This is a genomic window from Hymenobacter sp. BT18 (assembly GCF_012273015.1).
GTDB classification, from domain to species: domain Bacteria; phylum Bacteroidota; class Bacteroidia; order Cytophagales; family Hymenobacteraceae; genus Hymenobacter; species Hymenobacter lutimineralis.
Genome location: NZ_CP050954.1, coordinates 3,269,395 through 3,292,946 on the forward strand (window position 1 = coordinate 3,269,395; position 23,552 = coordinate 3,292,946).

Annotated in this window: 24 protein-coding genes; 9 read left to right on the forward strand and 15 right to left on the reverse strand. The window is 60.6% G+C overall.

What is annotated here, in order from left to right; translation table 11 throughout:
• Nucleotides 1–4: 4 nt before the first annotated feature.
• Nucleotides 5–928, reverse strand: coding sequence for a manganese catalase family protein (locus HER32_RS14040; RefSeq protein ID WP_168682316.1), 924 nt, complete (start codon nucleotides 926–928; stop codon nucleotides 5–7).
• A 267-nt stretch (nucleotides 929–1,195) separates the two neighbouring features.
• On the opposite strand from HER32_RS14040, the gene HER32_RS14045 reads away from it, so the two are divergent.
• Complete coding sequence (locus HER32_RS14045) at nucleotides 1,196–1,930, forward strand: DUF72 domain-containing protein (RefSeq protein ID WP_149070716.1); 735 nt, start codon at nucleotides 1,196–1,198, stop codon at nucleotides 1,928–1,930.
• Between the two features lie 172 nt (nucleotides 1,931–2,102).
• Here HER32_RS14045 and HER32_RS14050 read toward each other — a convergent pair whose 3' ends face one another.
• A complete protein-coding gene (locus HER32_RS14050; RefSeq protein WP_149070715.1) occupies nucleotides 2,103–3,056 on the reverse strand; it encodes a 1-phosphofructokinase family hexose kinase in 954 nt (317 codons plus the stop codon).
• Nucleotides 3,057–3,179: 123 nt separating this feature from the next.
• Here HER32_RS14050 and HER32_RS14055 point away from each other — a divergent pair, with 123 nt between their 5' ends.
• The 4 genes from HER32_RS14055 (at nucleotide 3,180) to HER32_RS14070 (ending at nucleotide 6,202) form a co-directional block, all read left to right on the forward strand.
• The gene (locus tag HER32_RS14055; RefSeq protein WP_168682317.1) at nucleotides 3,180–3,971 is read left to right on the forward strand and encodes a HipA family kinase; all 792 of its coding nucleotides are present in this window, start codon (nucleotides 3,180–3,182) and stop codon (nucleotides 3,969–3,971) included.
• Nucleotides 3,958–4,335, forward strand: a complete 378-nt coding sequence (locus HER32_RS14060) for a DUF3037 domain-containing protein (protein ID WP_149070713.1) — start codon at nucleotides 3,958–3,960, stop codon at nucleotides 4,333–4,335. The genes HER32_RS14055 and HER32_RS14060 overlap by 14 nt, the downstream gene beginning before the upstream one ends.
• Nucleotides 4,336–4,438: 103 nt before the next feature.
• Entirely contained in the window at nucleotides 4,439–5,485 is a 1,047-nt protein-coding gene (locus tag HER32_RS14065) for a methyltransferase domain-containing protein (RefSeq protein ID WP_168682318.1), read from the forward strand.
• Between the two features lie 81 nt (nucleotides 5,486–5,566).
• Nucleotides 5,567–6,202 carry an HAD family hydrolase gene (locus HER32_RS14070; protein ID WP_168682319.1) on the forward strand — a complete coding sequence of 212 codons (636 nt, stop codon included), beginning with the start codon at nucleotides 5,567–5,569 and terminating at the stop codon, nucleotides 6,200–6,202.
• An 86-nt stretch (nucleotides 6,203–6,288) separates the two neighbouring features.
• Here the strand turns inward: HER32_RS14070 and HER32_RS14075 are convergent, their stop codons facing one another.
• From HER32_RS14075 to HER32_RS14100, 6 genes are all read right to left on the reverse strand, one after another.
• Nucleotides 6,289–8,418 carry a prolyl oligopeptidase family serine peptidase gene (locus HER32_RS14075; protein ID WP_168682320.1) on the reverse strand — a complete coding sequence of 710 codons (2,130 nt, stop codon included), beginning with the start codon at nucleotides 8,416–8,418 and terminating at the stop codon, nucleotides 6,289–6,291.
• Nucleotides 8,419–8,713: 295 nt separating this feature from the next.
• Entirely contained in the window at nucleotides 8,714–9,262 is a 549-nt protein-coding gene (locus HER32_RS14080) for a hypothetical protein (RefSeq protein WP_168682321.1), read from the reverse strand.
• 520 nt (nucleotides 9,263–9,782) lie between these two features.
• On the reverse strand, nucleotides 9,783–10,493 hold the full coding sequence (locus HER32_RS14085) for a pirin family protein (RefSeq protein ID WP_149070708.1): 711 nt from the start codon (nucleotides 10,491–10,493) through the stop codon (nucleotides 9,783–9,785).
• A 5-nt stretch (nucleotides 10,494–10,498) separates the two neighbouring features.
• Nucleotides 10,499–11,077 (reverse strand): nitroreductase family protein, encoded by a 579-nt coding sequence (locus HER32_RS14090; protein WP_149070707.1) that lies wholly within the window; start codon nucleotides 11,075–11,077, stop codon nucleotides 10,499–10,501.
• Between the two features lie 115 nt (nucleotides 11,078–11,192).
• Nucleotides 11,193–11,906 (reverse strand): pirin family protein, encoded by a 714-nt coding sequence (locus HER32_RS14095; protein WP_168682322.1) that lies wholly within the window; start codon nucleotides 11,904–11,906, stop codon nucleotides 11,193–11,195.
• A 208-nt stretch (nucleotides 11,907–12,114) separates the two neighbouring features.
• Complete coding sequence (locus HER32_RS14100; RefSeq protein ID WP_168682323.1) at nucleotides 12,115–13,434, reverse strand: serine hydrolase domain-containing protein; 1,320 nt, start codon at nucleotides 13,432–13,434, stop codon at nucleotides 12,115–12,117.
• A 117-nt stretch (nucleotides 13,435–13,551) separates the two neighbouring features.
• Here HER32_RS14100 and HER32_RS14105 point away from each other — a divergent pair, with 117 nt between their 5' ends.
• Nucleotides 13,552–14,469, forward strand: a complete 918-nt coding sequence (locus tag HER32_RS14105; protein WP_168682324.1) for a glutamate--tRNA ligase family protein — start codon at nucleotides 13,552–13,554, stop codon at nucleotides 14,467–14,469.
• On the opposite strand, the gene HER32_RS14110 is transcribed toward HER32_RS14105, so the two are convergent.
• Nucleotides 14,446–15,042 carry a hypothetical protein gene (locus HER32_RS14110; RefSeq protein WP_168682325.1) on the reverse strand — a complete coding sequence of 199 codons (597 nt, stop codon included), beginning with the start codon at nucleotides 15,040–15,042 and terminating at the stop codon, nucleotides 14,446–14,448. The genes HER32_RS14105 and HER32_RS14110 overlap by 24 nt on opposite strands.
• A gap of 95 nt (nucleotides 15,043–15,137) precedes the next feature.
• Nucleotides 15,138–15,824: a deoxyribonuclease V gene (gene nfi, locus HER32_RS14115; RefSeq protein WP_168682326.1), complete on the reverse strand. Its 687-nt coding sequence runs from the start codon at nucleotides 15,822–15,824 to the stop codon at nucleotides 15,138–15,140.
• A 219-nt stretch (nucleotides 15,825–16,043) separates the two neighbouring features.
• On the opposite strand from nfi, the gene HER32_RS14120 reads away from it, so the two are divergent.
• Nucleotides 16,044–16,622, forward strand: coding sequence for a DUF1990 family protein (locus tag HER32_RS14120; protein WP_168682327.1), 579 nt, complete (start codon nucleotides 16,044–16,046; stop codon nucleotides 16,620–16,622).
• Entirely contained in the window at nucleotides 16,606–17,334 is a 729-nt protein-coding gene (locus HER32_RS14125) for a DUF1990 domain-containing protein (RefSeq protein WP_168682328.1), read from the forward strand. Before HER32_RS14120 ends, HER32_RS14125 begins: the two co-directional genes overlap by 17 nt.
• Before the next feature lie 4 nt (nucleotides 17,335–17,338).
• Here HER32_RS14125 and HER32_RS14130 read toward each other — a convergent pair whose 3' ends face one another.
• On the reverse strand, nucleotides 17,339–18,886 hold the full coding sequence (locus HER32_RS14130) for a glycosyltransferase family 39 protein (protein WP_168682329.1): 1,548 nt from the start codon (nucleotides 18,884–18,886) through the stop codon (nucleotides 17,339–17,341).
• A gap of 111 nt (nucleotides 18,887–18,997) precedes the next feature.
• Here HER32_RS14130 and HER32_RS14135 point away from each other — a divergent pair, with 111 nt between their 5' ends.
• Complete coding sequence (locus tag HER32_RS14135; RefSeq protein WP_168683287.1) at nucleotides 18,998–20,044, forward strand: NAD(P)-dependent alcohol dehydrogenase; 1,047 nt, start codon at nucleotides 18,998–19,000, stop codon at nucleotides 20,042–20,044.
• A gap of 82 nt (nucleotides 20,045–20,126) precedes the next feature.
• Here HER32_RS14135 and HER32_RS14140 read toward each other — a convergent pair whose 3' ends face one another.
• The 4 genes from HER32_RS14140 to HER32_RS14155 all read right to left on the reverse strand — a co-directional run bounded on the left by HER32_RS14140 (nucleotide 20,127) and on the right by HER32_RS14155 (nucleotide 23,344).
• The gene (locus HER32_RS14140) at nucleotides 20,127–20,591 is read right to left on the reverse strand and encodes a hypothetical protein (RefSeq protein WP_168682330.1); all 465 of its coding nucleotides are present in this window, start codon (nucleotides 20,589–20,591) and stop codon (nucleotides 20,127–20,129) included.
• A gap of 240 nt (nucleotides 20,592–20,831) precedes the next feature.
• Complete coding sequence (locus tag HER32_RS14145) at nucleotides 20,832–21,488, reverse strand: cytochrome b/b6 domain-containing protein (RefSeq protein ID WP_168682331.1); 657 nt, start codon at nucleotides 21,486–21,488, stop codon at nucleotides 20,832–20,834.
• Between the two features lie 110 nt (nucleotides 21,489–21,598).
• Nucleotides 21,599–22,798 carry a pyridoxal phosphate-dependent aminotransferase gene (locus HER32_RS14150; protein WP_168682332.1) on the reverse strand — a complete coding sequence of 400 codons (1,200 nt, stop codon included), beginning with the start codon at nucleotides 22,796–22,798 and terminating at the stop codon, nucleotides 21,599–21,601.
• 57 nt (nucleotides 22,799–22,855) lie between these two features.
• Complete coding sequence (locus HER32_RS14155) at nucleotides 22,856–23,344, reverse strand: hypothetical protein (protein WP_168682333.1); 489 nt, start codon at nucleotides 23,342–23,344, stop codon at nucleotides 22,856–22,858.
• Nucleotides 23,345–23,552 lie beyond the last annotated feature (208 nt).

The window sequence follows — 23,552 nt, forward strand, 5'->3', positions numbered from 1 at the left end:
GAGCCTAGCCGTGGCGCTGCTTCCACTCATCGGCGAGGCCGAGCTTCTTGGCAATGTCCTTGAACATCTCGGGGTCGAAGTCGTCTTCGCCGGGCGAGGAAAGCTGGGGCTCTTCCTCCAGCACGGGGTAGGGCACTCCCTGAATAGCATCCTGCACCACTTCCAGTGGGGAGCCATCTTCGGGATGCACGCCGTTCCAGATCAGGCCTGCCTCGGCGTAGGCGTTGGGCGAGAAGGTGTAAAGCTGGCGGTGCAGGCCGTGCTCCATAAACTTGCGGGCCTCAGGAAACTTGGCATTAGACAGCGGCGGCACCGGCATGATTTTCTTCACATCGACGCCGGTAATAACCTCCAGGGCCTTAGCATAGGCGTACACGTGCAGACCACCGCGCACCAGCAGGTAGCCTACCATGGTGCGGGCGCAGGGGTCGGTTACCATTTCGTAGGCCTTGATTTTGTTGGCCCGGGCTCCGCACTCCAGGAAGAAGTTGTGCAGCAGGTCTAGGCGCAGGTTGCCGGAGCTGTTCACGTACTGCCCCGTCCAGGGGTTGCCCATCGAGTCGAAGGGTAGGGCGGCCTGGCCGCTGGCCAGAAAGTGGTAGGTGTTGCGGGCATCCACGGCATCGGAGAGGGGGCCCGACTTAGGGTCTTTGCCGCGCTCCGTCACGCCGGTGAGCAGCAGGTTGATGGCGTAGCTGACGGCCTCGATGTGCGAATACTCCTCGGCCGCAATGGCCGACGTGAGGGCGTAAAAGGGCCGAAGCCGGTCGCGCCCCCGGAAGTTGAACGACTGGAACGTGTAGTTCATCAGCGTGCTCATTTCGCCGAATTTGCCGCCCAGCAACTCCTGAATAGCGGCAGCGTCGTTGGCCGAGGGATTTTTGGGTTTTGGCAAATCAAGCGCCAACTCATCGAGACGAAGAATCATCGGAAAGAAAGTAAGAAGGTGAAAGAAGGTCGGGTGAGGGGCCAAGCCCAGATAAGCCACGTGGGGGCGCCAACTGCACTATTCAGGTCTGATACAGAAAAGCATACGCAGGCCAACAGGCCCGGTCGCGTGCAGAATTTGGCGGCTCGACGGTAACAGACGCATCTATGACCGGCTTTTCTGGGTCGCCAATGGCCAACAAATTGGGCATCGGCCGTGCCTGCCGGGCGCCGCCTGCGTAGAAGCCTCACACCTACGCTACCTGCTATGCCCACCTACTATATTGGCTGCTCTGGCTTCTCGTACCGCGACTGGAAGGGCGTACTCTACCCCGAGGGGCTGCCACCGCGCAAGTGGTTTGCCTACTACTGCACCCAGTTCAACACCCTGGAAGTGAACGTGACCTTCTACCGGATGCCGGAACTGAAGGTGTTTGAGGGCTGGTACGAGCAAAGCCCCACCGACTTCCGGTTTGCCGTGAAGGCCCCGCGCCCCGTGACGCACTATAAGAAGTTCAACGCGGAATGTGGCCCCATTCTGGCCGATTTCTACGGCACGGTGCGCGAAGGACTGCGTGAAAAACTGGGGCCTGTACTGTTTCAGCTCCCGCCCAAGGCCACCTACACCGAGGAGTTGCTGGGCCGCATCCTGGAACACCTCGACCCCGATTTTCACAACGTGCTGGAGTTCCGGCATCCGAGCTGGTGGACGGGAGAAATCTTCCGCACCCTGGCCCGGCACGGCATCAGCTTCGTGGGCCAGAGCTACCCCGCCGCCCTGCCCAATGAGGTGGTAGTAAACACGCCGCAGGTGTACTACCGCCTGCACGGGGTGCCGGTGCTCTATACGTCGGCATACTCTGAGGAATTCCTGGCTGGCGTAGCTCAGCAGATTCAGGCAGAATCCAGCGTACGGGAGGCCTACGTGTACTTCAACAACGGCATCGGGGGCGCAGGCGTGGTGAATGCCCGGCAACTGCAGGCACTGGTAGGGGAGAAGTAAAAAGTTGCCCTCACGGGGTTTGAGGAAGGCCCTAAAAGAACGTCATGCTGAGCGGAGCCGCAGCAGACAGCTACTTTGGCAACGTTAGTGCGCAAGAGGCCTCGGCTACTGGCTTGATGTGCCACCTGCTCGGCATGTGGGCTGTTTCCTGACTTTCCTTATAACCTAGCCGCTACGCTGCTACCCCGGGCTGGGCCTGCTGCAAGAGCCACTGATAAAGCTTGTCCACGTCGGCTTTGCGGAACAGCTCGGTTCCAGGGTTCATCGTGGCTGCCGTGCCGCAGGCCACGCCCAGGCGGGCCGTTTCGCGTACCGACAGGCCCGTGGACAGGCCGTAAACCAGACCGGCTACCATCGAGTCGCCGGCGCCCACGGTGCTGCGCTTTTTCACGGCGGGGGCGGGCACGTGGTGGGTGGAGTCCCGGGTGACCACGCAGGCGCCCTGGGGGCCGAGCGACACCACCAGGATTTCGGCTTTGCCCTCGCGCACCAGGCGCTGGGCGGTTTCAGCTACGGCTTCGTTATCCAGCTCCTCCACGCCGGCCATTTTGCTTAGCTCGCCCACGTTGGGCTTGGCCAGGTACACGCCTTCTTCCAGCACGCGGTGCAGGGCCGGCCCCGAGGTATCAACCACTACTTTGATGCCCATTTGCTTAGCGGCCCGCACAATGCGCACCAAGAACTCCGGCTCCACGCCGGGCGGCAGGCTGCCGCTGATAACCAGGAAATCGGGCACGGTGGGCAGGTTGCGCAGGGTGGTCAGCACCTGCTGCTGCTCTTGCTCCGAAAGCTCAGTGCCGGGCATGCCGAAGCGGTATTGCTGGCCGGTGCGAGCATCTACCACGATGAAATTCTCGCGGGTGCGGCTTACTGTTTCCACCGGCTGCTGCTGGATCTGCTCCTGGGTGAGGAGCTCCCGCAGCAGCTGGCCGCTGGGGCCGCCCACCGGAAACACCGCCACCGAGTCGGCCCCGAGGCGCTTAAGGGCCCGCGACACGTTGATGCCACCCCCGCCGGGCTCGAACTTGGGCGCCGCGCACCGCAGCTTCTGGTCGGGAATGATCTGGTCGGCCGTGGTGCTTTTGTCCACAGTGGGGTTCAGCGTGAGCGTTACGATGGAAGCCATGCGCGCAAGAAAATCAGGGTTGTTTCGGTGAATGTACTGCGGTTTGGCGGTGGGGTTGCGGGGCGGCTTCCGAACAACTGGCGGAATTGTGCGTTTTTTGCGGCTACACTTGTTCTCCGCTCTATGCCGGTTGATATTCCTGAGCTGCGCACCGTAAACGTGACGCGCTACGTGACGCCCCTGCGCGAAGGCGGCTCGTTGCCCGCCCTGGTGGAGGCCGACGACAATTTTCTGTACGTGGTGAAGTTCCGGGGGGCTGGCCAGGGCCTGAAGGCGCTGGTAGCCGAGCTGATTGTGGGCGAACTGGCCCGGGCCCTGGGACTCCGGGTGCCCGAGCTGGTGTTCATCGAGCTCAACGAAGCCTTTGGCCGCACCGAGCCCGACGAGGAAATCCAGGACCTGCTGCGTGCCAGCACCGGCCGGAACCTGGCCCTGCACTACCTCAGCGGCGCTATTACGTTCGACCCGCTTGTCACGACCATCGAGCCGCAACTAGCCTCGCTCATTGTATGGCTCGACTGCCTGACCCTGAACGTGGACCGCACCGCCCGCAACACCAACCTGCTGATGTGGCACCGGGAGCTGTGGCTTATCGACCACGGTGCGGCCCTGTACGTGCACCACATCGGGCCGGGCTGGGCCGAGGTCAAAAACCGGCCGTTTGCCCAGGTGAAAGACCACGTGCTGCTGCCCCAGGCTGCCGAGCTGGCGTGGGCCGATGCCGAAGGGCACGCCCGCCTCACCCCAGAACGCCTGCGCGCCATCGTGGCCCTGGTGCCCGACGAGTGGCTGCAGGAGCCCGACCTCACGCCCGAGCAGCAGCGCGCCAACTACGTGCAGTTCCTGGAAAACCGCCTGGCTGCGTCCGAAATCTTTGTTCAGGAAGCTACAACCGCCCGCCATGCACTTGTTTGAGTACGCCGTGCTGCGCATTGTGCCGCGGGTAGAGCGCGAAGAATTTCTCAATGTGGGTGTCATCGTGTACTGCGCTTCCCAGGGCTTTCTGGAGTGCCGCTACTGCGTGCCCGAGGCCCGGCTGCGCGCCTTCACTCATTGTGAGCTGGACGTGGATGATTTGACGGAGCGGCTGCGCTCTTTCGAGCGAATCTGCCAGGGACGGCGGCACGGCGGACCCATCGGGCAGCTGCCGGTGGCTTCGCGGTTCCGCTGGCTCACGGCCACGCGCAGCACGCTGGTGCAAACTTCGCCCGTGCACCCTGGTTTGTGTGAAGACCCCGCTGCCACCCTGGCCCGACTCTACGCCCAACTAGTAGAGTAAGCCGATACGCTGAAGAGTAGCAACAGCTTACGTCTCTACCCCGCGCGTGTCGCCTTTACGTACGTTGCCCGGCAACACTTCTTTCGCTTATTCGCCATTCATCATGGAAAACGACATTCAGCAGCAAGTGCAGGACTACTACGGTACCGAGCTGCGCACCAGCCAGGACCTGAAAACCAACGCCTGCTGCACCGACGACATCCCGGCCGCGCACAAAAAGATTCTGGCGACGCTGGAAAGCGAAGTGCTGGAAAAGTATTACGGCTGCGGGGTGTGCATTCCGGCTGCCATTGACGGCTGCACCGTGCTCGACCTGGGCTCCGGCTCGGGCCGTGACGCCTTCCTGCTCTCCAAGCTGGTAGGGGAGCAGGGACACGTGATTGGGGTGGATATGACCGAGGAGCAGTTGGCCGTGGCCCGCCGCCACGTAGACGCCCACACCCGCACGTTCGGCTACCAGCGGCCCAACGTGGAGTTCCGCAAAGGCTACATCGAAGATCTGCGCACCGCCGACCTCGACGACAACAGCGTGGACTTAGTGGTGAGCAACTGTGTGCTGAACCTGAGCACCGACAAAACGGCTACCTACCGCGAAATATTCCGGGTGCTGAAGCCCGGCGGGGAGCTATACATTGCCGACGTGTTTGCTGACCGCCGCGTGCCCGAAAGCCTGCGCCAGGACCCGGTACTGTACGGGGAGTGCCTGAGCGGGGCTATGTACATCGAGGACTTCCGCCGCCTGCTGCGCCAGCTGGGCGTGCACGACTACCGCCTCACAGCCAAGCGCCAGCTCTCCATTGATAACGAGGAGATTGAGCAGAAGGTGGGCAACATCAAGTTCTACTCGCTTACGGTACGCGCCTTCAAGCTCGACCTCGAAGACCAGTGCGAAGACTTCGGGCAGGTGGCCACCTACCTGGGTACCGTGTCCGGGGAGCCGCACCGCTTCGTGCTCGACGACCACCACACCTTCGAAACCGGCCGGCCGGTGCTGGTGTGCGGTAACACGGCCGATATGCTTTCCCAAACCCGCTACGGCGCCCACTTCCGCGTGCTCGGCAGCAAGGAGCAGCATTTTGGCCTGTTTCCCTGCGGCCCGGCCCCGGCCGCCGCAGTTGCTGGTGAGGCTGCTGCTTCCTGTGGTTGCTGAGAAGCGTACGCGTCGCTCCAGCATTCATTCTATCAGCTTTCCCGCACTGGCGAAACCGGGTATTTTACTGTTTTCTAGCATATGTCTCACCCTATAGACAGTATCATTTTCGACCTCGACGGTACCCTGTGGAATGCCACCGAAGCCGTTACGCAAGCCTTTCAGCAAGCGGCCGGCAGTGTCGACTATATTTCGGATACCGTGACGGTAGTCGACGTGGAAGCCGTAACCGGGCAGCCGTTCAGCGCCGTGTACGACAAGCTGTTTCCCTCTTTACCCGCCGAGAAGCGCGACGAGTTCAAGGCCATCTGCGCTGAACAAGAGCTACACCACGCCCGGCAGTACGGCGGTACCCTGTATCCCGACCTGGCCAATACGGTGCGCAACCTGGCGGCGCGCTACCGCCTGTTTATCGTGAGTAACTGCCAGACGGGCTACATCGAAGCCTTTTTTCAACACACCCAGCTGGAGCCGTATTTCGAGGGGCACCAGTGCTTTGGCACCAAAGGCCTGCCGAAAGCTGAGAATATCAAAGAGGTAGTAGCCAACTTCCACCTGCAGGCGCCCGTGTACGTGGGCGACACGCGCAGTGACTTTGAAGCCAGCCAGCTGGCTGGGGTGCCGTTTATCTTCGCCGAGTACGGCTTTGGCCAGGTCCCCGCCGCGGAGGCTCCCCAGCGCATCAGCCAATCAGCCGATTTGTTGAAGCTGCTATAAGCGGTTTGGAACCTCCTGTAATCCGTAAACAAAACGAGCCGGCCTCCACAGAAGCCGGCTCGTTTGCTGAAAATGAGTAGGATGGGTTAGTTGGCTGGAGTCTGGTAAGGCGTCAGGCCCATGTTCTGGAACAGGAAGGCCCACTTGTCGGTCTGCTCGCTGATAACCTGAGCGGTGGAGCGGCCCGCGCCGTGGCCGGCTTTGGTTTCGATGCGAATAAGGGCCGGCGCGCTGCCCTTCTGCATTTCCTGCAGGCGGGACGCAAACTTAAACGAGTGCGCGGGTACTACCCGGTCGTCGTGGTCGGCGGTGGTGACTAGGGTGGCGGGGTAGCTGGCAGGCTTGAGGGCGTGGTAAGGCGAATACTTGTAGAGGTACTCAAACATGGGCTTGGAGTCCTGGGCCGTGCCGTAGTCGTAGGCCCAGCCAGCGCCGGCCGTGAACTGGTTGTAGCGGAGCATGTCCATCACGCCCACGGCCGGGAAAGCTACTTTAAAGAGTTCAGGCCGCTGCGCCATCACGGCGCCCACCAACAGGCCACCGTTGGAACCGCCCGAAATAGCGAGGTAGTCCTTGGAGGTGTACTTGCTTTTGATCAGATATTCGCTGGCGGCAATAAAGTCGTCGAATACGTTCTGCTTTTGCAGCTTGGTGCCGGCCAGGTGCCATTTCTCGCCGTACTCGCCGCCCCCGCGCAGGTTGGCCACAGCATACACTCCGCCGTTTTCGAGCAGCACAATGGTGGAAGTGCCGAAGCTGGGCGTGAGGCTGGCGTTGAAACCGCCGTAGGCATAAAGCAGCGTGGGGTTTTTGCCGTTCAGCGCCAGCCCTTTCTTGTGGGTGATGATCATAGGCACCTTGGTGCCGTCCTTAGACGTGTAAAACACCTGCTTCGACTCGTACTGGCTGGGGTCGAACTGCACGTTGGTTTTCTTGTACACCTCCGATTTGCCGGTGGCAATATCGTACCGGAAGATGGTGGGCGGGTAGATGTAAGACGTAAAGGTGTAGTACGTTTCCTTTTCTTCCTTCTTGGTGCCGAAGCCCCAGGCCGTGCCCACCGAAGGCAGCTGAATGGCGCGCTCTTTCTTGCCGTTCATATCATACTGCTCAATGAGCGTGGTGGCATCTTTGAGGTAGTTGGCGAAGATCTTGCCGCCGCCGGTGCTCACCGTCAGCACGTTTTTGGTTTCCGGAATCAGGTCTTTCCAGTTCGCGGGCTGGGGCTTCGCTGCGTCTACCGTTACCAGGCGGTTGTTGGGTGCGTTCAGGTTGGTGGCGATATAGAGCTTGCTGCCCACGTTGTCCACCACATCCACGCTGCTTTTCTCGTTGTCCACGACCTGCACAATGGCACTGCCGGACTTGCTCAGGTCCTGGAGATACAGCTCGTTGCCGGTCGTGGTGTTGGCGGCCGTGATAATCAGGAAACGCTCGTCTTCCGTGAGCGAGGCCCCCACGTAGCGGCGCGGGGTCTTTTCGCCTCCAAAAATTAACTTATCGGTGCTCTGGGGCGTGCCGAGCTTGTGGTAGTAGAGCTTGTGGTACTGCGTTTTGCCGGCCAGCTGACTGCCGGCCTGGGGCTTGTCGTAGGAGCTGTAGTAGAACCCGTCGTTGCCCTGCCAGGCCAGGCCCGAGAACTTCACGTCGCGTAAGGTGTCGCCTACCTGCTTTTTGTCGGCGGTTTGCAGCACAATCACCTTGCGCCAGTCGGAGCCGCCCTCCGATATCTGGTAGGCGGCCAGGGAGCCGTCCTTGGTGAAGTTGATGCCGGCCAGCGAGGTAGTGCCGTCCTTGGCAAACTGGTTGGGGTCAAGAAACACTTCCGGTGCACCGGTGCCCGCCTGCCGGTACAGCACCGATTGGCTTTGCAGCCCCGTGTTTTTGTAGAAGTAGGTGTACTTGCCTTCCTTGAAGGGGGCGCTGTATTTCTCGTAGTTCCACAGCGTTTCCAGGCGCTTGCGGATGGCGTCGCGGTACGGAATCTGGCTGAGGTACTGCTGCGTTACCTTATTCTGTTCCTGTACCCAGCTTTTCGTGTCGGCCGACTGATCGTCTTCCAGCCAGCGGTAGGGGTCGGCCACCTTCGTGCCGAAGTAGGTGTTGACGGTGTCGACCTTGCGCGTCTGAGGGTAAGAGAGGGGCTTAATGGCGTTTTGAGCCAGGGCTGAGGTGCCGGTCAGTAGCGCCGCCAGCGCCGTACTAACGTGTTTCATGGAGTAGGTGGACGGGTGAAAGGGATGGATGCTCAAATTATGGCGCATTCCGCAGATTCTCCTCCTTAAAGCCGAAAACATCTACCTGTTGCCTGACCATAATCAGGTTGTCCCAAGACCGGTACACTTTGTAAAAGCAGCCAGCGGGTATATTCTTCCGTAGGTTGCGTGCCGGCTGCCCAACTAGCATTATCGTACAAAAAAGCGCCACTAGTCACTGTACAAACCCCCTATACTTTGAAATATAGGATTTTTCTACACTGACTAGTGGCGCCTTGGTTAGGCTGCTACTGATCTAGTTACCCTGGCCCTGGCTCGAAGCTGACGCTTGGTTTGCAGGGTCATGTACCAGGGTGAGCATAATCTTGCCATTAGCAAATTTTTTGCACTCTGACGTGTAGTGCTTGCCGCATTCTGACCACGCTTCCGAGAGGAAAGTAGTTTGTGCGGTCGGAATATCAGCTTTTTCTGTCAAAGTGCCTTCCCATACAGAAGTTTCCTTTCCGGAGGGAGTAATGGTGTACTTAGTTTGTTGCATGAATACCTCATAGTTGAGGTTCAACAGCTTACGTGTCATGTATTCGGTGCGCACTACGTCCTGGATCCAGGTGCCGTTCCCGTTGCCATTGTAAACCATGTGGTAGTTATACGTGTCGCAGGGGAGAGGACGGGCTTCGCCAATGGCTCCGTTACCATTTGTGCTACCATTGCCGTTTCCACCACGAATAGAACTTTCCTGGGTAGCGGCAAGGGGCTGTATGTTGTCGGACTCTTTGGAGCAGCTGGCGAAAAACAGGGATGCGCCGAGCGCAAGAGTGGTCGGGAAAAAGGGTAAAGCTTTCATGATGGTAAGATGTATAGTGAAATGCCCTGATTGGCATGATATGGATTATAACGTGATCCTAAAAATGGGGTTGTAATTTTGAAAAATATTTTTTAAAATAACGCGCTAGTGAATATATATAGAAATATTAACATGGAATTAGCGAATGTTTATATTATATCACGCTAATATTCAGTTTGTTGCCAGTGTATGCTTATAAGAGGTATTAGATTGCTTCAGGTATTAAACCCATCTGGTACTATAGCAGGATGAACTGCTTGTCCAAGAAGCAAATCGGGTTTACTATTCAAATGCTTCTGGTACCTAAGGTTTTATGTAAGACCCTCCATCTTCAGTCAATCAATGAGACGAAATGGACTTTGGTAGAAGGCGGAAGCGGAGGCAAGCGGATAAACACGTCCTCAAACGGTGCGGAACGGGGCAAGTTGTTACTAACGGGACAAAAAAACTGCCTTGGCGATGAGACCAAGGCAGCGTACTACTTATCTATACTATGGCCGGCCTCTGCCGCGTCCTCAACTTAGTGATTAATGGGCGCTTCAATCACAATAAAGCGCGCTTCCGTTAGGCATTTCACAGCCACAGTATCGGTATTCCATAGGCCGATACTGTCACGCTTGTCCACCGACTGCCCGTTTACTTGCACGCTGCCGTCGATTACGAAAATGAACACCGCTTTATTCAGCGGCTTGAGGTCATAGCGTAGTTCATGGCCGGCCTCGAAGTAGCCGAGAGATAGGCGCGCATTCTGGTTGATCCAGCAATGCGCCGTGCCCTCCTCGTTGCTGACGATGGTGACCAGCTGGTTGCGGCGCTTCTCTTCCGGAAACTGCCGCCGCTGGTAGCGCGGGGTGATGTTGCCTAGCTTGGGCTCAATCCAGATCTGCAAGAAGTTTACTTCGTCGTCGCCCACGTTGTATTCCTCATGGCGCAGGCCGCTGCCGGCACTCATAATCTGCACGCCACCCGGCTCAATTACCTCCGAGTAGCCTAAAGAATCCTTGTGATTCATGCGCCCGGCCAGCAGCACCGAAATGATTTCCATGTTCTGGTGCGCATGCAGGCCGAAGCCCCCACCTTTCTGCACGAAATCATCATTGAACACCCGCAACAAGCCGAACCCGCTCCGTTCGGGGTTAGCGTAGCTGCTGAAGGAAAACGTGAAGTTGCTTTGCAGCCAGCCAATGTCTTTCAGCCCCCGTTCGGCGGCCCGGATGATGCGGTGGTTCATGGTAATCAGGCTGCTAGTTCTTTGTGGAAGGCTACTTCGGCTACGGATTTGCGCAGCCGCGGAGCCTGTTCGCGGCTGCGGAAAGGCTCTTCCAGCTGCTCCGCCGCGCCAAGGTAGCCAAGGGCCAGGAAGGCCACGGGCTGTAGGGCGTCGGGCAGCTCGAAGGTAGCCTTGGTTTTCGCCGGGTCAAAGCCTCCCATGAAGTGGCCATGCAGGCCCAGGGCCGTAGCTTCCAGCATCAGGTTGGCATTGGCCATGCCTAAGTCGTGCAGGGCAGCCGGGTTGGGGTTGCCATTGTCGAACTGGGTCTGCGCCAGCGCCAGAATCAGCACCGGCGCGTGCTTGGCCCAGGGCTGGTTGCCGGGCAGCAGGCAGTCAACCATCTTCTGAAAGGTTTCCTGGTCGGCGTGGTGGGCATAGATGTAGCGCCAGGGCTGGGCGTTCATGGCGCTGGCGGCCCAGGAGGCAGCCTCAAATACTTGTTGCAGGGTTTCGGGCGCTACCGGGTAGCTGGCAAAAGCGCGTGGGCTCCACCGCTTCCGAATGGTTTCCTGGACAGGGTAGGTGGTGAGGGCGTGTTTCATGGCAAGACTAAGGCAAAGGCCAGCGGCGCACAGGCAGCCGGGGCTGGCGAGTAAGAAATAGAAAAGACCCGCTTGACCACGCATACGCAAGCAGCGTGGCCGAGGGGAAAATGAATTAGAAATTCATGGGAACTTCCATGAGCAGGAGGCGGGCGGCCGAGTCAGCCTGGAAAGCCAGGGTATCGGTGTCCCAAACGCCTAGTCCGTCGCGGGAGTGCAGGGCCTGGCCGTTTACCGTCACATCGCCTTCCAGCACGAACACGTACACCCCGTTGCCGGTTTTTTTCAGGGCATACTCGGCCGAGTGGCCAGCCGAGAAGTCGGCGAGGTGAAACCACGCATCTTGGTGAATCCAGACGCCGGCATCATCGGGCGAGGGCGACAGGATTTGCTGAAACTGATTGGCGCGGTCGGCCGCCTGAAAAGTCTGCTGGTCGTAGCGGGGCGTTATGTTGCGCTTGTTGGGGAACACCCAGATCTGGAGAAACTTCACCTGCTCGGTGTGGCTGTGGTTTTTCTCGCTGTGCGCAATGCCCGTCCCGGCACTCATCACCTGCACGTCGCCCTGGCGGATGATGCCGTGGTTGCCGGCGCTGTCTTTGTGCTCCAGGGTGCCCTCCAACGGAATGCTGATGATTTCCATGTTGTCGTGCGGGTGGGTGCCGAAGCCCATGCCCGCTGCCACGGTGTCGTCGTTGAGCACGCGCAAAGCCCCGAAGTGCACCCGCTCGGGATTCTGGTAGCCCGCAAAGCTGAACGAGTGGTAAGAATTAAGCCAACCGTGGCTGGCGTGGCCGCGGCTGGAAGCCGCGTGAAGAACCGTTTTCATGGGAGTAGTACAAATTCCAACATCAGTTCGGGGTGAACTGAATGCGAATATATGTACATACATAGGTTTCGAAAAAATGTTTCCTTTTCACCTGAAATAATATTTAGAAAAGAGAATGACTAACTGCTATAATCGACTGGACAAGCCAAACCAACAAGCAAGTGGGCGCATAAGATTTATTAGGAAAAGGCAATACCCTTCGAAGCAGCTATTGCACCAGTAGGCGCTGCCTACCCAGACTACGGCCATCGGGCCCAAAGCAGCCGACGATGTAGAGGCCGGGCGCAACGTCTTGCAGGGATAGAGTAGCGGAGCTAGCAGGCACGCGGCGCAACTCCTGGCCCAGTAAGGTGCAAAGCCGCAGGTAGCTGCCAGCAGATGGGGGCGTAGTCCAGCGGACAAGCGTAGTGCCGGTAGCTGGGTTGGGCGCCAGGTGCCAGCCAGGTGCCGCAGCCGGCGGGGTGCTGGCCGTGGCCGTACAGTTCAGGGCCGATATATAGCGCCACAGTTCGGTATCGAAGGAAGAAAGCGCCAAACGGGGGGTGCCGGCCGAATTTCCCTGGCGCACAACCACCAGCCCCAGACTGGGCACCACGTAGATTTTCTGGTCGTTTTTGCCGAGGGCGGCTACCAGGTCGGCGGGAGCAGACGGAATAAGCGCCCCTGGCAAAACGGTTTGCTGGGGGCCGGGGAGTTTATAAGAGGTTTGGCCGTTTAGCCACCAGAGGTAACCGTACGCCTGGTTAAACGCCTGGGAAGGCGTCAGCATCTGCTGGCGGTAAGCAGCATCGGTAAGCACCGGCAGGCTATTCCACTGGCCATTTGCCAAGGTGAGCAGCCCAAAGCGGGCCATGTCGCGGGCGCGGCTGTAGTACACCCCATTCACCCACAGGCCCCGCATCCCAATCCGCTCCGTCAGCTTTTGGCTGGTGTACTGGTTGATGGGTAGGCTGCTGGCTTTGGCTAACACGTCCAGCAGCCGGCGGTATGCCCCGGTATGATAGGCCCAGCGGCTGCCGGCCGGCGCCAGATAAAGCAGGCAGGCCGGGTCAGTAGTCTCGTTGTCGCAGGGTAGTGGCGGGGTATCGTCTAAGCCGGAAGTCATGGTTAGCAGGTGGCGCACCGTAATCCGGCGCTCTTGAGCGGAAGTAGTCGACGTCCAGGCGCGGCCGAGGTAGCGGGATACGCTGTCGTCCAAACTCACCAAGCCTTGCTGGTGCGCTATGCCCACCAGCGTAGCCGTCAGGGCCTTGCTGGCCGAAGCCCAGTACCAGACCGAATCCTGCGTGTAGGTGCCGTAGTACTGCTCTACAACCACGCGGCCGTCTTTGAGGATGATAAACGACTTGGTGCCCTTGCGCCCCAGAAAATTCAGGAGCGAGTCGAGGCGGGGCTGGCACCAGCCCAGGCTTTGCGGGGAAGTCGTAGCCCAGGTCGCCCCCGCAAGCGGTGGGAAATAAAGGGGCTGCTGGGCATGAGCAAAAGAAGCCCCTATCAATAGCAACAGGTAGAGTAGCGCGTATCTCATAAGCAGACCGGGAAGTTACAGGCGGGGGCTTGGACGGCAAGGCGGAAGAATAGTTTAACGCCAATATTTCAGCGGATTTCCGCCGCCTGGTCCGTAGTATATTTGCGGGCTTGAGTTATGCTTTCACCGTTGCCTGCTTCCGTTGTTTCGCGCCTGGCCCCTACGCCCAGCGGATTTCTGCACCTAGGCAACGCCGTGAACTTCACCCTTACCTGGCTGCTGGTGCGGCAGGCCGGCGGCACCCTGCACCTGCGCATCGACGACCTGGACCGGGCCCGGGTGCGGCCGCAGTACCTGGAAAATATCTTCCGCACCATCGACTGGCTGGGCCTCGACTACGACTTTGGCCCCACCGGCCCCGACGATTTCGAGCAGAACTATTCCCAGCGCCATTATTTGAGCGACTATGCCGCCGGATTGCAGGTAGTATCAGCTGCAAACCCCGCAATGGTGTATGCGTGCCGCTGCTCCCGCACCGAGTTGGCCCGCACGTCATTGGATGGTATCTATCCAGGTACGTGCCGGGACAATCAGGTGGAAAATGACGCCGCGGAGGTAGCCTGGCGCGTCCGGGTTCCGGAGGAGGCGCTGGTTTGTTTCGAGGACTTGTGGCAGGGCCCCGTGCAGGTAGCCCTGGACCGGGAACTGGGGGACTTTGTCATCCGCAAGAAAGACGGCTGGCCCGCGTACCAGCTAGCGTCGATAATAGACGATGTGCGCCTGGGCGTAACGCTGATTGTGCGCGGGCTGGACTTGCTGCCGAGTACAGCCGCCCAGCTGTGGCTAGCGCAGTACCTGCCCGGGATGGAGGCCTTTCGTCGGGTGCAGTTTGGGCATCATACTCTTGTTTCCGGCGCCGATGGGGCCAAGCTCTCCAAGTCAACGCAAGCCTCAAGCCAGCGGGGTGTCATGGCCGAGGCCGGCGGGCCAGTGGTGGTATACCGGGTGGTGGCCCAGCTGCTGGGGTTGCCAGTAGCGGCGGCTTCGTCGCTGGCTAGCCTGCAGGCGGCGCTAGGCACTGCACGGAACGCGTAAATCCAGGTAAAGCAGCCGCCAGCGGCCATCAGCCCCGCGGCCAAAGTGAAACCGAAAGCCCGTGTTGGTTTGCAAAACGGTGCGCAGCACCCGTTGCTGGGCGGCTTTGCCTTGTGCGGCCGTTCCGCCTCGCAACGTCGCGTAGGGCCACATGTCCAGCGTTTGAAAGGCCGCTCCGGGGCCAGCAAAACAGCCTTCCTGCGCAAAGCCACTGCGGCCTTCGCCCTGGGCACCGCAGTCGAACTGAGGAAACTGCGTTACGGAAGCAGGAGCGGGACAGTCCACGAGTTGCCGGGCTATTGAGAGAAGTGGCAACTGCTGGTACTCGCGCCGAAAGGCCGTGACGCGGGAAACGCGGGAAAGGAGGGGAAGGGCCCCGGGCTGCTGAAGAATCCAAAGCCCCGCGGCTGGATCAACCAGGGCCTGAAGCGCGACGGTATCCTGCTGCCTGAGGGCTTGGTGAAACTGCTGCCAGCTGGCCAGAAACGAGGTGTCGGCGGCCGCTGCGGGCGGCGTGCTGGCCTTTGGGGGCAAAGCGGAGGTAGTGGCCTTGGGGGTATCCGGAAGCGCCATCGGAGCCTCAACGGCTTGTTGGGTGGGTGCCTCGGATTGGCAACCCACGCTACTGAGAAAAACCAAGCCACCCAGGATGAAAGCCAGGGTCTTCATCAGCGCAGCTCCTTTTTGAATTCCTCGGCCCAATGGTCGGCCAGGCGCGTGGGCTCGGGCAGCTTATAGCCGCGCAGGCAGGCCAGCGTGAGGCGCGTGGCCGTAGCCTGGTCGCAGAGGTGGCCCGGCGACACAAACAGCGGGTTTACCTTGTCCTTGCTGCGAATAACCTCGCCCAGCAGCTCCCCACTTTTATCGGTCAGGGGCGTGATGCTGCCTTTCTGGAGGGCGGGCTCCTGGTACACGCCGGTCAGCTTCTGCTTGGCAACGCCAAACGTTGGGCGGTTGAGCATCACGCCCAGGTGCGCGGCAATGCCCATACGGCGCGGGTGCGCAATGCCGTGCCCATCCACCATAATCACGTCGGGCCGGTGCTGCAGCTTTTCGTAGGCCAGCAGCAAGTTAGGCGCTTCGCGGAAAGCCAGCAGCCCCGGTATGTAAGGCAGCGTCACGGAGCTGGTGTGGTACACTTTCTCCACAACCTCCAAAGAAGGAAACCGCAAAACCACAAAAACGGACAGCACCGTTTCGGGGGTGGGAAATGAAGAGTCGCAGCCAGCTATAAGCATAGGCTCGGCGGCCAGCGGCTGCAGCTGTACATGGGTGCGCAGCTCGTCCTGCTGGCGCGTGAGGTCACGAACGAGGACCGGGTCGGCGGGCGGGTGGTAAGGACGGTAATAGGCCATGGATGAAAGAGGGTAGGGGGAGATGAGCGAATGAGTAAATGAGCGTTATACGGCGGGGCTGACACCTTTATCCATCTGGCAGGTCATTCCCTGATCTACTGATCCGGCCCTTCGCCTAGTCCCCAGCTACCGACTCACCCATTGCCTAACCCGGCTGGGTTTCTCTGCGTTAAGACACATCCTGCCGGGTTGCTCCTATGCTGCCTCCGGCGGGCTGCTATGCCCAAACCCGAACAACCTGCCCATACCGGTGCCGGCCCGCACATAGAGCGGCGCTATTTCATTGATATTGAGCACTCCAAGAAATCAGCTAAGGAGCTGTTTCACGACATTAAATGCGACCTGGAGAAGTTTTCGCCCGATCTGCTGGCTGATTTCCACAAGGAAAAAGGGGAGGCGCACAGTCTGGCCGTCGGCGACGAATTTCACATCAAGATTCTGGGTCCCTGGAATGGCGAAGTACGCGTGACGGAAGTAGCTGATCAACACTTTGAGCTGATTACTTTGGAAGGGCACCCCGAGGCCGGCCGCATCCGGTTCTCGGCCCGCAACCTGCCCACCAAACCGGATACGCTGCGTTTTGAAATTCACTCCTGGGCCCGCTCCCGCGACGGGCTGGTGGCTTTTGCCTACAATACCATCGGGGTAGGCAAGCAAGTGCAGGAGCAAACCTGGGTGACGTTCTGCCAGCGCGCGGCGGAGGCCAGCGGCGGCACCCCCACCGGGCCTGTGCAGGTAGAAACCGTGGAACAGGACGGAAACGAGCAGCACACCGACCACCATGAGCGCACCATCTAACGCTCCGGCGCTGTGGGAGCAGCAGCAAGCCCGGCTTCAGGCTTATGAAAACTCGGCGGTGAACTTCGACCTCACCCGCGTGAGTGAGTACACCGCCGAAAATGGCTGGCGTATCGACGACTACGAGGTGGAACTTCCTCAAGAGGCCCCCGGCCCGCCCGCGCCACACGGCAGCTGGGCCGCCGCCCAGGAGGTACTGCGGCGCTACTCTTTCCCGCCCCCCAACCTGATTACGGGCATCTTCGTGCCGGATCAGCCCCTGGAAAAGCGGCTGATGGTGCTGCGGGCGCAGTTTCTGGGCTTCTCGTTCTGGTTTGGCGTGCGCGTGGGCGGGGTTACGGATGAGCGGCGCGCTTCACCCGATGGGGAGGAGCAGGTGTGGGGCTACAACTACCGCACCCTGGAAGGGCACTTCGAGCGGGGGCAGATTGACTTCACCATCCATAAGTTGCTGGCCACCGGGCGCGTCCTGTTCCGGATTCACGCCTTTTCCCAGGTGGGCCAGATCCGCAACCCGTTCTACTGGATTGGCTTTAAGTTCTTCGGCCGGATGCTGCAAAAGCGCTTCGCCCGCGAGTCCATGCGCCGCCTGCAGGAGCAGGTAGCCGAAATCATGCGCACCGGCCAAACCACGCCGACGGCGCCCACCACGCCCGTGCAGGCAGCCTCCGAAAGCAAAGCCGCCCAGGAGCAGCTAGACAAAGCCCAGTAAAGCCCTACCGCAGTTGCTGCCGGTCCTGCAGGCGCAGCTTTAGCTTTTGGATAATGGCTTGGTCCGGTCCCGTCAGGAGGTTGATTTGGGTGCCATGCTCCCGGGCCAGGGGCTCCTCCACGGTCGTCAGGCGCTGGACCCGCTGGAAATGCTGCTCATCTTCTTTATCGGGCCCCCCGTCCTCGGTCACCAGCACAAAGGCCCGGATGGTGCTCAGATCCGGAAACCAGTACACGTAATCGGCATTAAACGAAACGGCCAGGGGCAGCCTGCCGCGGCTGTAGTAGTTGAGGGCGCCCGTCTGGCCGTAGTTGTCGCAGAGCACCAGGGTATGCGCCCGGAGGGAATCGGGGAGGAGCTGGTAGGCGGCTACGGCCTTGTCCGTCATTTCGCGCCAGCCCAGCATATCGGCAAAGTCCTGGGGCAGGGGGTGGTTCTGCCCGTCTTCCCAGCGCAGCAAACCCAGCGCCTCAAAGTCGGCGGCCCGGGCCTGCAAAGCCGCGGGCGGCTGCAGCGGAAACCCTACCCGCAGCATGGGTACAATGAGCAGCAACTGCACCAGCGGCAGCACCGGCCGCAGGTATCGCCAGCGCCCGGCCCGCAGCAGGTGTTCCATGTACACGGCGCCCACCGCCAGCAGCGGCGGATACAGCCCAATGGCGTAGTAGTCTTTGGCGTGCAGCCCCAGAAAAATAGCCAGCGTCAGGAGCACGCTCCAGCCCAGAAACCGGTAAGGCCGCAGCGCGGGCCAGCGTGCCAGGCCCACCCCGGCGGCTACCAGCAGCCAGAAGCTATTCAGGAAAAACAGCAGCTGGCTTTTCAGGAAATCCGAAGCCTCTACATTCACCAGCTGGGTGCGCTTCAGCTCTTGCATGTGCCACACCACCGGGAAATGGTGCTGCACCTGCCAGAGCAGGTTCGGCAAGAAAATCAGCAACGCCAGCCCCGCCGCCAGGTAGGTAGCCCGCCGCCCAAACACCCGCTGGCGGTGCTCCGACAGCAGCAAGGCCGGCAGCATCCCGGCCGCCCAAAACACGACGTTGTACTTGTTGAGCATGCCCAGGCCTAGCACGGCTCCTAGAGCCAGCATCCAGGCCAGGCGTGTAGTGTGCAGGTAGCGCACCAGGCAATAGGTGGCCGCCGTCCAGGCCAGGACATCAAACGAGTTGGGCTGAAACAGCAGGTTGATGCGCAGCAAGGCTGAGAGCAGGACGGCTCCGGCGGCCAGCAGCTTGGCGTAGAAGCCCCCACCCAGCTCGTGCACCAGTGCCCATACCAGCACCAGCGTCAGCACCCCGAAGAAAGCCGGAAAAAAATGCACCCAGTACTCGCCCCCGCCCAGGGCCTGCACCAGCCACGCCACCCACGAGGTAAGCGGGGGCAGGGAGATGTAGCCCCAGGCCAAATGGTTGGCCTGGTCCAGGTGCAGATACTCGTCGCGGTGTAACTGGTAGGCCGGGTGAATGAGCAAAGACTGAGCGGCGAGGCGAAGCGCGGCCAGTCCGAGCAGCCAGCCCCCGTAAAACGGGGACTTAGGGGGAGAAGAGGGCATTGAGAGAGAGTAACGGCCTGGGAAGTAAGGGGCAGCAAGATAAGCGACCCGGCCGCACAACCTTCCCCCCGCATCGGAGTTATTACAGTTCGTTTTTTGAGCCTTTCTATGATGAGTACAACCAAAGCATACGCCGCCCCCGCGGCCAGCAGCCCCCTGGCGCCGTTTCAGTTCGAGCGGCGTGAAGTGGGCGCCCACGACGTGCAGATTGAAATCCTGTTTTGTGGAGTCTGCCACTCTGACCTGCACCAGGTGCGCGACGAGTGGGGCGGCTCCATTTTTCCCATGGTGCCCGGCCACGAAATTGTAGGCCGCGTAACGCAGGTGGGCGCCCACGTGAAAAACTTCCGGGTGGGCGACCTGGCCGGCGTGGGCTGCATGGTAGATTCCTGCCGTACCTGCCCCAGCTGCCAGGAGGGCCTGGAGCAGTACTGCGAGGTGGGCATGGTAGGCACCTACGGCGGCCGCGAGCGGGGCACGGGCGCGCCCACCTACGGCGGCTACTCCACTCAGATTGTGGTGGACGAGGCCTATACCCTGCGCGTGCCCGATACGCTGCCCCTGGCTGGGGTGGCTCCGCTGCTGTGTGCGGGTATCACCACCTACTCGCCGCTGCGGCAGTGGAAGGTCGGACCGGGGCACCGGGTGGGCGTGATGGGCCTGGGCGGCCTGGGCCACATGGCCGTGAAGCTGGCCGCCGCCATGGGCGCCGAGGTAACCGTGCTCAGCACGTCCCCCGACAAGGAAGCCGATGCCCGGGCGCTGGGGGCGCACAAGTTTGTAGTGACGAAAGACAAAGCCGCCCTTAAGAGCGTCAGCAACTACTTCGACTTCATCCTGAACACCGTGTCGGCTCCGCTGGACCTGAGTCAGTACGTGAGCCTGCTGCGCCGCGACGGCACCATGATCCTGCTCGGCGTGCCCCCGGAAGCCCCGCAGCTGCACGCCTTCCAGCTCATTGGCAAGCGCCGCCGCATTGCCGGCTCCCTCATCGGCGGCATCCAGGAAACCCAGGAAATGCTCGACTTCTGCGCCCAGCACAACATTGTTTCGGACGTGGAAGTCATTCCGATGAGCTACATCAACGAGGCCTACGAGCGGATGCTGAAAAGTGATGTGAAGTACCGCTTCGTCATCGACTTGGCCACGCTGAAGTAACCAGTTGCTATTAGGCAACAAGAAAGCGGCCCATTCCCTGAGGGAGTGGGCCGCTTTGAGTTTATCGAATGGATGCTGCGGGCTACCGCACCTCGTATGGAAAAGCAAAGCTGCCCTCTAGCACCAGGCGCCGCGCCGCCGCGCGGGCTACGTTGGTTTGGCAAAGCACCGCCCGGTAGGTGCCCGTTAACAAATGATGAGCCGTATCCACGGCCGTTACGCGCACTTCGCCATCGTTGAGGGCGCAGGCCTTGGATTCGGCGGCCACATTGCCAACCCGGTAGGAGGCCTCGCGGATATGGCCACTGAGGATTTCCTTGAACCGATACACGGCCGGCACCGGCTTAAACTCATCGACCATGATGGTCAGGCCAGGGTCGTCGGGGGCCTCGGCGGGTACAATGGTAAGGGTAAGCACCCGGCCTTCATTCGGCGAAACCTCGAAGCGGGAACTGATAGAGTCCGTAGGCAGGGCCGCGCCGTTGCGGCGCAGGGTGAGAAACTGGGGGGGACGGGTAGCCGGGGTGCTGCTCGCCAGTAAGCTCATTCCGCAAAAGCTCAGAAAGCCCGTTAACAGCCAGGAGGTACGCATACAGCAAACACACAAACGAGACGTAAACAAAACGACCCCACCGCTTGGGCAAGAACAGTGCCGCTACGGTTATGGGTAAGCATAGCCCAGGGCCTGCTAGATAAGAAGACAGCGAAAGAAAAACCCGTTGAAACAGCCGGAGCGCCTCAACGGGTTTAAGATACGCAGGAACTACCAGCGTTAGGTACGGCCAAGCTACTCCTTGTCGGCTAGGGTGCCGCCGTGGAGCATGTCGGAGGTGATGCCGCGGTCTTTGTGCAGCTCGGCCAAGACGACGCCTACAATGTGCACCACAATGAAGGCCAGAATCAGGTACATGTTCACGTTGTGGATTTCCTTGATATCATGCTCCAGCTTGTGCAGGGCTTCCACGTCGTCGGCGTACACGAGCAGCAGGCCGGTAACCACCATCACGGTAAGCAGTAGGTAGAAAATCAGGTACGAGTACTTCACCGCTGTCGACTTGCGAAGCCGGAAACCAGTGCCCTCGGCCGGCGCCTGGGCAGCGCGTTGGAGTCGCGCCCTGAACCGCTGCATGGCCGGTGCCACCAGCTCCGCTATGATGCGCCACCCCAGCAGTACGGCCAGGGCCACGCCCAGGTAGATGTGCCAGTCCCAGATGCGGTGGCTCACCAGACGGCCTACCCCACGCAGTTGCTGCTCGGTGGCCGAAATACCCTGCTCCTGTAGCACCTGCTGCATTTTCGGGAACAGCCCCCGCATGTTGATGATAACGCGCAGAAACAGGATGGTGCTGAGTAGCCCCGAAATCACGAGGTAGTTGGACCAGTGCCAGATGCGCAGCCCGGCGGAGTACTTTTTTACGGGCGTGGTTTCAGTTGTCTGAGGCATAAAGGAAGCAAGATGAGCGTAGGGCGTAAGGCAGGAAATAAACCCGGAAGAAACCGTGGGCAAAAGCTACGACTTCCCCCGCGAGAATCGGCAAAGAACCGCTTGAGGGCTTAATTGCGTCGACCAGGATACACGCGCAGGCCGTGCTCCAGGCAATCCATGGCCGCATCCAGGGCCTGGAGGTTGAGCACGTAGGCCAGCCGAACTTCATCGATGCCTGCGCCCGGGGTAGCGTAGAAGCCCACGGCCGGCGACATCATCAGTGTCTGGCCCTCGTGGTTGAAATCTTCCAGCAGCCACTGGGAAAAGCGGGCGGCATCGTCTACGGGCAGGCGGCACAGCACGTAGAACGCACCTCCCGGACGCGGACACACCACGCCGGGCATAGCGCGTAGGCGCTCCACCAGCCGGTCGCGGCGGGCCTGGTACTCAGCTTTGGTGTGGTCGAAGTACGACTCGGGCAGGTCGGCGGCGGCTTCGCCCATCAGCTGAGCTAGGCCGGGCGGGCTGATGCGCATCTGCGCGAACCGGAAAGCGGCGTCCCGAATCGTCTGGTTTTTGGTGACCAAGGCGCCCAGGCGGGCTCCGCAGGCGCTGTAGCGCTTGGAAATGGTATCCAGCAGGACCACGTGCTCGTGGGCGGCCGGGCCCAGGTGCAGGGCACTCACGTAGGGCGCGTCGTAGCAGAACTCCCGGTAGGCCTCATCCGACAGCAGAAACAGCTGGTGGCGCTGGCACAGGTCGAGGAGCTGTTCCAGCTCCGTGCGGCTGTACACGTAGCCGGTGGGGTTGTTGGGGTTGCAGATAAGCACGGCCCGGGTGCGCTCGGTGAGGTGAGCTTCCAGCTCTGCGAGGGAAGGTAGCGCAAACCCCGTTTCAATGTAGGAAAGCACGGGCACCAGCGTGACGCCCGCGGCGATGGAAAAGGCAGTGTAGGCGCCGTAGTACGGCTCGGGTACCAGCACTTCGTCGCCGGGGTTCAGGCAGCTGAGCAGGGCAAACAGAATGGCCTCTGAGCCCCCGGTGGTCACGATGATTTCGTCGGGCGTGACGGCAATATCGGCCCGCTGGTAGTAGGTCGCCAGCTTCTGGCGGTAGCTGAGCGTACCCGCGCCGTGGCTGTACTCCAGCACCCGGATATCCGCTTGCTGAACCGCCGCCATCATGGCCGGAGGCGTTTCAATATCGGGCTGGCCGATGTTGAGGTGGTAGACATGCAGGCCGCGGGCCTTGGCGGCATCAGCATAGGGCGAAAGGCGGCGGTAGGGCGAAAGTGGCATAGCCCGGCCGCGCTGAGAAGCTTGCAACATGGGGCTAAATGTACACCCCGTTTGGTTGCGCGCCCAAACCAATAAAGGGCGTTTCTACTATTTCTCCAGGATAACCACCTTGCTCAACCCCGGCTCCGTAGGCTTCCCGTTCAGCTCAAAACGCTGCAGCGTGGCCTGGGTGCAGCCGCATTCGCTTTCCGACACATCTACTTCCAGGGCGTTGATGTCGTAGGTCTTGCTGGCGGCGGGCACGGCTACGCGGTAGCTCTGCGGGAAAGCCCAATTGGCAGAAGCGGCGGCCTCGGTGGTAGACACGGGCAGCAGGGAAAGCATGCCCTGGGGCCAGTAGAGCGACAGGGTAGTGGGTTGGCGGAGCGTGTCGAGCGGATTGGCCAGCGCCTGATCGGAGTACCGCACCACGTACACGGAGCGCAGCTCGGCGCGCCGAAAGCCTTTGCCGCTCAGCGAATCCGTGGAGAAAGCCAGGGACAGGTACTCGTTGCCGTCGTTGCCGATGCAGTCCCAGCAGCAGCCCGACAACAGACCGGCCATCAGCAACGTGCTGGCTGCTAACGAATAACGCATAAGAATAAAAGGTGGAAAAAGAGCAGGGGATGGCCGGGCCTCCCGGCCCGTTCTCAGTGGAGAGTCATTCCTTCCGCCGAAGGTTGCAACTCGGGCTGGCTGAGAAAGGAGCCCCCCCTTGGCTGGGGCTATGCGCTCAGGCACGCTACGCTGCTATGCGCTACGTAAATGGCAGGCAACGCAGGCGGGCCGCGCTCTTCGAGTTGAA